The organism is Sphingomonas sp. GC_Shp_5 (assembly GCF_026540855.1).
GTDB lineage: Bacteria > Pseudomonadota > Alphaproteobacteria > Sphingomonadales > Sphingomonadaceae > Sphingomonas.
In genome coordinates, this window is sequence record NZ_JALNUP010000050.1 from 1 (window position 1) to 9,152 (window position 9,152).

General features: G+C 59.8%; 10 protein-coding genes and 1 pseudogene. 2 read left to right on the forward strand and 9 right to left on the reverse strand.

All coding sequences use genetic code 11. The annotated features are described in order from the left end of the window. On the reverse strand, positions 1–878 hold an 878-nt coding region (locus OXR60_RS19535), incomplete at its 3' end, for a catalase (protein WP_267397725.1). Positions 879–1,027: 149 nt separating this feature from the next. Next, on the reverse strand, positions 1,028–2,878 hold the full coding sequence (locus tag OXR60_RS19540) for a sodium:proton antiporter (protein ID WP_267397726.1): 1,851 nt from the start codon (positions 2,876–2,878) through the stop codon (positions 1,028–1,030). A gap of 370 nt (positions 2,879–3,248) precedes the next feature. On the opposite strand from OXR60_RS19540, the pseudogene OXR60_RS19545 reads away from it, so the two are divergent. Further along, positions 3,249–3,494: pseudogene (locus OXR60_RS19545) on the forward strand (transposase); the annotation flags it as partial. A gap of 101 nt (positions 3,495–3,595) precedes the next feature. On the opposite strand, the gene OXR60_RS19550 reads toward OXR60_RS19545, so the two are convergent. From OXR60_RS19550 to OXR60_RS19565, 4 genes are all read right to left on the reverse strand, one after another. Continuing rightward, positions 3,596–5,413: an EAL domain-containing protein gene (locus OXR60_RS19550; RefSeq protein WP_267397727.1), complete on the reverse strand. Its 1,818-nt coding sequence runs from the start codon at positions 5,411–5,413 to the stop codon at positions 3,596–3,598. Between the two features lie 266 nt (positions 5,414–5,679). Next, on the reverse strand, positions 5,680–6,300 hold the full coding sequence (locus OXR60_RS19555; protein WP_267397728.1) for a hypothetical protein: 621 nt from the start codon (positions 6,298–6,300) through the stop codon (positions 5,680–5,682). A 23-nt stretch (positions 6,301–6,323) separates the two neighbouring features. After that, positions 6,324–6,632: a hypothetical protein gene (locus tag OXR60_RS19560; RefSeq protein WP_267397729.1), complete on the reverse strand. Its 309-nt coding sequence runs from the start codon at positions 6,630–6,632 to the stop codon at positions 6,324–6,326. Between the two features lie 127 nt (positions 6,633–6,759). After that, positions 6,760–7,020, reverse strand: a complete 261-nt coding sequence (locus OXR60_RS19565; protein ID WP_267397730.1) for a hypothetical protein — start codon at positions 7,018–7,020, stop codon at positions 6,760–6,762. Between the two features lie 228 nt (positions 7,021–7,248). On the opposite strand from OXR60_RS19565, the gene OXR60_RS19570 reads away from it, so the two are divergent. Further along, on the forward strand, positions 7,249–7,461 hold the full coding sequence (locus OXR60_RS19570; protein WP_267397732.1) for a hypothetical protein: 213 nt from the start codon (positions 7,249–7,251) through the stop codon (positions 7,459–7,461). 145 nt (positions 7,462–7,606) lie between these two features. On the opposite strand, the gene OXR60_RS19575 is transcribed toward OXR60_RS19570, so the two are convergent. The 3 genes from OXR60_RS19575 to OXR60_RS19585 form a co-directional block, all read right to left on the reverse strand. Beyond that, on the reverse strand, positions 7,607–7,876 hold the full coding sequence (locus OXR60_RS19575) for a DUF1488 family protein (RefSeq protein WP_267397733.1): 270 nt from the start codon (positions 7,874–7,876) through the stop codon (positions 7,607–7,609). Between the two features lie 131 nt (positions 7,877–8,007). Then, positions 8,008–8,229, reverse strand: coding sequence for a hypothetical protein (locus OXR60_RS19580; RefSeq protein WP_267397734.1), 222 nt, complete (start codon positions 8,227–8,229; stop codon positions 8,008–8,010). Positions 8,230–8,320: 91 nt separating this feature from the next. After that, the gene (locus OXR60_RS19585) at positions 8,321–8,833 is read right to left on the reverse strand and encodes a MucR family transcriptional regulator (RefSeq protein WP_267397735.1); all 513 of its coding nucleotides are present in this window, start codon (positions 8,831–8,833) and stop codon (positions 8,321–8,323) included. Positions 8,834–9,152 lie beyond the last annotated feature (319 nt).

A 9,152-nucleotide genomic window follows, 5' to 3' on the forward strand; every position in this document is an offset into this window, starting at 1 on the left:
TTGTTTGCGAACTCCTCGTCGAACAGCTGCAGACCCAATTCCCACTCCGGGTAGTCGCCGCGTGCAATGCGCTCGAAGAGGTCGCGGCGCTGGAAGTCGGGATCGGCGCCGGCGAGCTTCACTGTCTCGTCCCAGATAGTCGACGCAAGGCCGGCCTTCGGCTTCCAGTGGAACTTGACGAACGTTGATTTTCCCTCGGCATTGATGAAGCGGAAGGTGTGGACGCCGAAGCCTTCCATGTTGGCGAACGTCCGCGGCAACGTACGATCCGACATCGCCCACATGATCATGTGGGTGGATTCAGGCATCAGCGAGATGAAGTCCCAGAAGGTATCGTGCGCCGTTGCTGCCTGCGGGTAGCCGCGATCGGCTTCCATCTTGGCGGCGTGAATCAGGTCGGGGAATTTGATCGCGTCCTGGATGAAGAAGACAGGGATATTGTTGCCGACAAGATCCCAATTGCCTTCTCGCGTGTAAAACTTGACCGCAAAGCCGCGCACATCGCGCGGCGTGTCAATCGACCCGGCACCACCCGCCACGGTCGAAAACCGGGTAAACACCTCGGTCCGCTGTCCCTTCTTCTGAAACAGGTCGGCAACCGTAATATCGGCTAGGCTTTCGGTGCACTCGAAATAGCCATGCGCGGCCGAGCCGCGGGCATGAACGATCCGCTCGGGGATACGCTCATGGTCGAAGTGGTTGATCTTTTCACGGTAGACCTCGTCTTCCAGCAGCACGGGGCCGCGGGCGCCTGCCTTGAGCTGGTTCTGGTTGTCGCTGACCGGGGTGCCGTGATTGGTGGTGAGAACGGGATGATCGGCATCGGCGATTTGATGCGTCTCGCCGCCGTTGCCGGCGTTCAGAGCGGTGTCGGTCATATATCTGTCCTCATGTCGAGCCGCCGATCTTCATCAACGAGCTGCGATGTCAACGAAACAGAAAACGGCTTGTTGCACCGCAACCTGATGCCTGGTGGGCCATAGCTGCTTATGCTGCCCACACGCTGCGCCAGCAACCGTCCTCGCGCTCACGCAGCTGAAGTCATAGAGCGGCGACCCGGTAAGCGAAACCGGCGCCGCCCTCGGACAGGGGGGGGCGCAAGAGCTGGCTGATAAAGCCGCGCGATCAGGTCGCCAGCTATTGGCGTGTCATCGTGCTCAGGGCTGAACAGCGTGAGTGATCCAGTGGCGCTTACACGGGCAACCGGCCAGCCATCCACCGTCTGCCAAGCGGTTTCATCCTGTTCCACAGGCTCAACAACAAACGCCGCGCCGCCCTGCATGAGGTCTGAAAGGCGCTGGAATCCCATGTCTGGGCTCACGACTATCTTGCCGCGCCACTCGCGCGAGGCGGCATGTCGGCCACTGCTCTCGTCCGGCGCGATCTGGTACACGCGCTCGCGGCCGAGCTCGGCCGCGAAGCGGGTGCAGACAAGCGCGTTGTACGCGTCATCAGGCGTGGCGGCGAGCAAATGCTCGTAATCGCGCAGGTCGATCATCTCCTCGCCGATTACCGACAGGACCTCGACACGCATCGTCTGCAAGCCGGCCAGACGAGCTGCTTTAAGCGCATTGGCCGAGCGGTCCACGACCAATACCGGCACGCCCGCGCCGCGTAGGGCTTCGCCGAGCGCCACAGTCCAGCTCGAGGCGCCGACGATCAGCAGCCCGCTACGCCCACCTGAAGCCAACCCCAGGCGGCGCGCCAGCGGTGCCAGCGACAAACCATGCAGCACTACTGTCGATGCGATCACCGCGAACACGAGCGGCAGGACGAGGCGCGCGTCTGGATACCCCGCGTTCGCAAGCCGCTCCCCGGCGACGCCGGCGATCGCGGCGGCGACAACCCCGCGCGGCCCGATCCAGCCGACCAGCAGACGCTCAGACCAGCTCACCTTGGCGCCAATGGTTGCGAGCCCGATCGCCAGCGGACGGGCGACGAAGAGGATGGCGAGCGTTGTCAGTGCTATCGGCCAACTCAGCATCAGCACGGTTTGCCGATCGATGTTTGCCGTCAGCAGGATGAACAGCCCTGAGACGAGAAAGACGGTGAGCGACTCCTTGAACCGGCGCAACTCTTGAAGGCCCGTTACATCGATGTTTGCCAGCACAATGCCGAACAGCGTCGCACCGACCAGCCCCGTCTCAGGTTGGATAGCCTCGCCGGCCGCATACACGCCTAGCGCCCCTGCGAGCAGTATCGGCGTTTTCAGAAACTCCGGCGCCAGATCGCGGCGGAACAGCGAGCGGATGCCGAACGGCACGATCAGCCCGAGTGCTGCGGCAATGCCGCCGCCCACAAGAGTACGCCAGGCAAGCTGGAAGAGCGCATCTTGCGTAGTCATCGTCGTGGATAGGGTAAGGAAGCTCAGGACCAGCAGCGTGATCGTCGCGCCGATCGGATCGTTAACGATAGCTTCCCACTTGAGGAACGACGCGGATCGCGGTTCGAGCTTCGCCTGCCGAAGTAGCGGCATGATCACGGTCGGCCCGGTCACAACCAGAATGGCGCCGACCAGCACCGCAACCGGCCATGACATGCCTGCCACGTAATGTCCTGCCAGTGTACCAAACACCCAGTTTAACGGCAGCGCGACCGCAACCAGTCGCAAAACGCCTGAGCCTGCTGAGCGGAGTTCTCGTAGATTTAGATTGAGCCCACCTTCGAAGACGATGATGGCCACTGCCATGCCAATCGCCGGACGCATGACCTCGCCGAGCGCTACGGAGGGCTTGACGATGCCTGCTATAGGCCCTGCCACAGCGCCGATTGCCAGCAGCGGGATGATAGCCGGCAGCTTCAGCCGCCAGCCTAGCCATTGACCGAACACGCCAGCGACGGCCACGCCGACGATCAAGAGAAGGATCGTGTCTTCCATGCTTCGGCCCTGTCGAGAGTCTGTCGCCGGAAGGTCGGCAACCGCGGTCGGCGGTAGCGAAACCCTGGCGTACTGCCACCTCTTTAGTTGATACAATTGCCGCTGAGCCGACCATGGGGCGAGATCGGCAAGTTCCACTGCTCTTGAAGGTACTCCCTGAAGCGAAGCTAGCTATACGGCGGGCAGGTCAGGGACCACCTCTGTTTCCGGCATGTATGAACGACCGGAATATGGGAGCCAGAAGCTGCTCACGAATGGCTAGATCTGGGTCTTTCCGATGTCAAAACCCTCCGAGGCTATTGAAAAACTCGGGCTTGCGGGACGCCTGAGAGGATGATTCACTGCTGCGAGGCGGCGGGGGATCACAGGCATGATGGGTCAGCAGGTGGCACAAGGCGCCTTGTTCTATGCCTTCCGGCTGGATGACCATGTGCCCTCCGACCACCTGCTCAGGCGCATCGATGGCCTGTTCGACTTCGGCTTCGTTAGGGAGGCGCTGGCAGCTATCTATAGCTCGACCGGTCGTCCCTCGGTTGATCCGGAGCTGATGCTCAGAATGCTGCTTGTCGGTTACCTGTTCGGCATCCGCTCGGAGCGGCGTCTATGCGAGGAGGTAGGCCGGCCTGAGCAACCCTTTAGCGAACTGGTAAACTGACATGGATTTTTGATGACTGCACGCGCTCAATGCGCGTTGAAAAATCGCGTCGCTACGGAGGCCTATGCGCACCCCTTCGCAGCTTCGGACACTCCAATGAGCTGCCCCACTGCCGATGCCGACATGGCCTTGCCATAATGCCAACCCTGCACCTCTTCACAGCCCTTCGCCCGCAACCAGCGAGCCTGCACCGGATGCTCGATGCCCTCTGCAATGATTGGCAACCCAAAGGCACGCCCTAGCGTCAAAATGCTGCCGACGATGGCTGATTGCTCTGCACCAACAGCAATGTCGGAGATGAAACCGCGATCGATTTTGAGGCGGGTGAGCGGAAACTCACGCAGCACGTTGAGCGAGGCACGGCCGGTACCAAAATCATCAAGCGCAATCCCCACCCCAAGCTGACGTAGAGCCTTCAGGGTATCGACGATCGTGCGAATGTTTTTTCCTGCAAAATCCTCTGTTAGCTCAAGTTCGATCAGCTCTGCGGGGAGACGGTGCCGCGCCAGCGCTGAGGCAACGTCTTCCACCAGCGAAGCGCCGCGAAACTGCGAGGCAAATAGATTGATAGCGACCCGTAGGCGCTGACCTGATGCATGCCAGTGCGCTGCCTGAGCAACTGCCGTGTCAAGCGCCCACCGACCGACGCTGACCGCTAGCGGCATCAGCTCGAGAATGGGAAGAAATTGCGCCGGAGTCAGCAGGCCGTGATCAGGATGGCGCCAACGCAGCAACGCTTCCATGCCAACGATCTTTTCATCAGCGAGGCGCACCTGCGGCTGGTAAAACAATTCGAACTCGTCCCGTTCGAACGCCCGACGTAGCTCGTGCTGAAGTCGCTGACGATGCTCTACCTGATGGCGTAGATGCGGTTCGTAGAAGGCGATCGACCCGCATCCGCGTTCCTTGGCACGGTAAAGCGCGAGATCAGCATGGCAAACGAGATCATCAATACTGCCGCCATGATAGGGCGACAGGGCCACCCCAATACAAGTGTTGAGCCGCAGTTCCTGGCCGTTGACGACAAACCCTTCATCAAATGCCGAACGTAGGCGATCTGCTACCGTCCATGCAGCTCTTGGATCGCCGGTGTCGGGCGCTAAAACGACGAACTCGTCGCCGCCGAGGCGCGCAAGCATCTGATCGTCCGTAAGAAGGCTGCTTAATCGATGTCCGATCGCACTGAGCAAGGCGTCGCCGGTGACGTGACCAAAGAGGTCGTTGACGTCCTTGAATCCGTCCAGATCGAACATCAGGACGGCAAGCGGATGCTGAGCAGCAAGCAATTCCCCTGCTCGCCGGTAAAGTAGCGCGCGATTGGGTAAGCCAGTGAGCGTATCGAAATGCGCTAGCTGGGCAAGCTGCTGCTCTTGCCGACGCTTCTCGAGACGGTCGATCACCAACTGTCCCAGCCCTTGCAGAAGTTGGCGCTCATGATCGCTGAACATGCGAGGCTTGGAATCGATAACGCACAGAGTACCGATCGCATGTCCGGCCGCTAACCGCAGCGGCGTACCTGCATAGAAGCGAATGTGCGGCTTGCCGGTGACCAGCGGGTTATCGCTGAACCTGGCGTCCTCCAACGTATCCTCAATTACCAAATAAGAATCGAGGTCGAGCGCGTGCGGGCAGAAGGCATGCCGAGACTCGATCATGCAGACATCCAGGCCGATCCGCGCCTTGAAAAGGGTGACGTCGGCGGTGACCATCGAGATCATAGCGCCCGAAACACCAAAGAACTTTGCTGCCAGAGCAACGATGTGATCGAATTCGGCTTCTGGTGTGCAGTCTTCCATCTGATAATCAGCGAGAAGCTCACGCCGCGCCTCAAAGCTGCCGAGCACCGTTGAGGGTAAGCGGTTAACGTCGGAGCTTTTCATGTGATGCTGATCCCGCACAGCGGAGCCGGCCGCGCATGGTGATCAGCTAAGCGACGATCGTTAATCCGGTATGAAAACCGCTATATTACAATCGGATACGTTGCGGTTGCGCAACAACATGGGGAGTGGAAGTGGGCGCCTCTTCCTAAAAGGCAGCCATGAGCCGGCAAGCAATGCGCGATTGGTCATCATCGGCGCCTGTAGATACTGGCCTGGGCATTCGCCGAGAGCCACCCCGCAAGGAAGTGGCTCTCGGCGTCTAAGCTTCAGAGGCGGGTCGGGATAGCGTCGGCACCATAGGCTGACCGTTCGCGGGTGACCTGCTCCGCGGTATAGGCCGGCGCATCTGGATCAAAGCTGCTCCAGCCGCTGTTGCGATAGGCTGCACCCCGGTCAGCGATGTCGACCGGATTGTTCGCGTCGAGGATCGACTGCGCTTCGGTAAGGTGACTATCAGCCACTTTGGCGCTGACCAGCGTTCCGCCGCGACGCACGCCCTCGGAGTAGACGTTCGCCTCATCCTCGCTGTGGCCAGCATTCTTTAGCGCGCCGACAATGCTGCCTGTGGCCGCGCCGCCAGCAGCACCGATGCCGGCCCCAGCTGCCGTTGCCGCAAGCCACCCGGCGGCGACGATCGGACCAAGGCCCGGAATTGCAAGCAGACCAAGACCAGCAAGCAGGCCGCCAGCTCCGCCCAACAAGGCGCCGGTCGAGGTGCCGCGGCTGACATCGCCATCCTCATTGACGCCCTCATGGCCATGCTCGCCATGAACGTTGTTCGCGACGATGCTGATGTCGCCATGAGGTACGCCGAGCGTCTCAAGATCGGCGACGGCTGCCTTGGCGTCGGAGTAGTTGTCGAAAAGGCGGCTAATTGTCGTGGTCATGGTATTTCTCCGTATGTCGATGATCAGTGAACGGTGACATTGCCCTTGTAATCTAAGGCTACGTTGACCTTCTTGCCGTGCTGCATGGCGCTGCCCTGCCACACCCCGTTGCGGTTCTTGGCGAGTTTGCTCACGTTGGTGTAGCCGGCCTTGGCAATACGGCCTTGTGCTTGCGACTCGGTGAACGAGTTACGTCCCTTAGCTGCGAGAGCGGTGGTTCGCGCGCTGCTGTCCTTGACTGCCGGGTTATGCGAGTTGCCATGGGTCTGGGCCTGAGCGCCAGAAGCCAGAAGTACCGCAGCAGCGATGGCTAGAACATGGGGCTTCATCATTCACTCTCCTCTTCCGATCCGCCCTAACGCACATCGGCGTGGAACGCCCCACGTGGAGGTGCGGAGGCCGCAAGTTTAGCGAGGCGCTACTTTCCCTTCCGGAATACCGCGCGTTTCAAAGTTGACTTCAAAACGCGTCGGCAGGCCGATGAAGGTTGATGCTGTCGTATAGCTCGAGCAGCGCATTTACCTCGGAAATGACCGTTTCCTGCTCCGCCCGCCACCTCGCGCTTGCGTCAGCTGTAGGCACGCCATCCCTTCCGTCGTGGACGGTAAACCCTTGATCCAGCAGCCACAGCGCATCGCGTGCCCGCGCCCGCTGGCGCCGCAAATGATACACCCATTGCTCAACAATGCTGGCAGGAACCAGCCTATCGATCTCACCCATTCGCGCCGCTTATCGGCTTGCGCATCGACGGCATACCCCGTCTCGGGTGCTGTATGGCTAAATGAGGGTGTTCCGACCCGGCAGCGCAGGTGCTCGACCGAGTAAGCACAAGCTGCGCTTTCAGCCGTTAAAAGCTGGTGATTGGCCAACTTTGTCCCGCTGCTAATTGGTCTTGCGAATCCACTAGCGCCAAGCCACCGTGCGCTGCCCGCAACAACAAGGTTGGACATGCTCGATCCCGATATGCGCCTACAATCGGCTGCTGCTGGAGACACAGCGGTAGCCTTTGCCTTGTTCGAGCACATCGCAGCGAGAGACCCTGACGCCGTCGCCAACAAGAGTGACGCGATTGCTGTCTTCCGCGAATGCATGGAGGCTGTTTCCTGGCGTCAGGAGACATTCTCGCATGAGCCGCGACCGATCCGGCTGGGAACCGATTAACTTGCCCTATTTGAGTCGGCAACCGATAAACATTGCCACTATACAGGGGCACAAGGCCTATAGTTCGGCAGCGAACCATCGGCATTTGCCAAAACTAAGCTGCCTTATGCCCCTTCCGCCTTTATACCGGCGGCGCCCTTGTGATCTATTCGAGATCACCTTCCGCGATGACGATGATGCTGGCGGAAGGGCGTAGCGTACAAGCCTCTACGCAAACGTCGACGCTCTCATCGCTAAAGCGCTCGAACAGCTCCAAGGCATCGTCTTCTGGTTCATCGCCACTCAGCTCCTTCAATACGGCGTACTTCACGGCAAAGTCGCGATCATCGCCGTCCACTTCCGCAGTGAACTCGATCTGCCGCTCGCGTTCGTTGTCAATCAGGCTGTCGTGATCGATCGTAAGCAGCCTGGGCATATCGGCAAAACTCCTTGGTCGGGCACCCACTGCCCGTCGGGGAATGCATGCGCAAGCAGACGACATTTCTACACCTCAGGACATGCGCTCAAGGCTGAACCTTTTAGGTAGCGGTAAGAGCGCCGCTGCCTTCAGCTTAGAGGAACACCGCGGATGGTCGCATCGCCGACGATAATCTTGGCGGTGCCGGGCCCCACGATCGTGTTCACCTTACCAAGCGCGGTTTCGATCGCGTCACCGGGGAAGGTGATCTCGACCACGTGAGAATGGGCAACAGGTAAGCCGTCGGCATCGATCACCATGGGAAAGGGCAGCAGCTGGACACGATAGGGAGGTATGGCGGTACGGCTCATCCTGCCCTTCTGAAATGAGCCGCGGCGTTGTCAATGTGCTCCGATCGTCACTGAGCTCTGGAGCGCCTCCACATCGCCGCGGCCGGATCTATTACTCGCCGCTGTCGGCCTGAGCAGTGGGCTCGAAGGCGGGCTTGAGCGTGCGCTTGGTCTTAGCAGTTGCCGGCTGCGGCTCCTGCTTTGTGCTCTGGCCAGGCTTACGGCCCAAACCGATCGTCTTTGCCATGGCACGGCGTGCTTCGCTGTAGCTCTCTGCGACCATGGGATAGTCCGCCTTGAGGTTGTAGCGTGCGCGATAGTCCTCGGGCGTCAGACCATTGGTGGAGAGGTGGCGACGCAGCGTCTTATACGGCTTACCATCAATCATGCTGATGATGTGGTCCTTACTGGCCAGCGACTTACGCACTGACACCGCCGGCGTATAATCCTGGGTAGGAGCGGTTTCCGCTTCAGGCGCAGCAGGAGCATCAAGGCTTTTCACTGCCCGATGCATCGAGAGGAGGAATGCGGGCACATCGTCCGCTGACGTGCGAGTATTAGGATTGCCGAGCCAGGCAATCGTCAGCTCGGTCGCGAGCTCTACGCTGTTGATTTCGTCGGTCATGGTCATTTCAGTAAAGGGAGGAGGCATTTGTCGCGCTATTGTCGCGGCAAAGCTGACAGTCAAATGGATAAGTACTCGACGAAGCCAAGCATACCACTGCCGAGAGCCGCTCATTCACGAGCAGCATCACATGACAAGACCCCTAGCCATTTAAGGTTTGTTCATTCGAAGTTCCCGTTCACATCTCAAGTTATAATAAATGCAGACATAACACCGTGGGCTAATTATAAGTCCTAAATCGGGGAAGGCTTTTTGATGTGCTCGAAAAGATCAAGGCAACCGTTGACAGCGCCGAAGCCGGGGCGAGCCTCACAGTAGC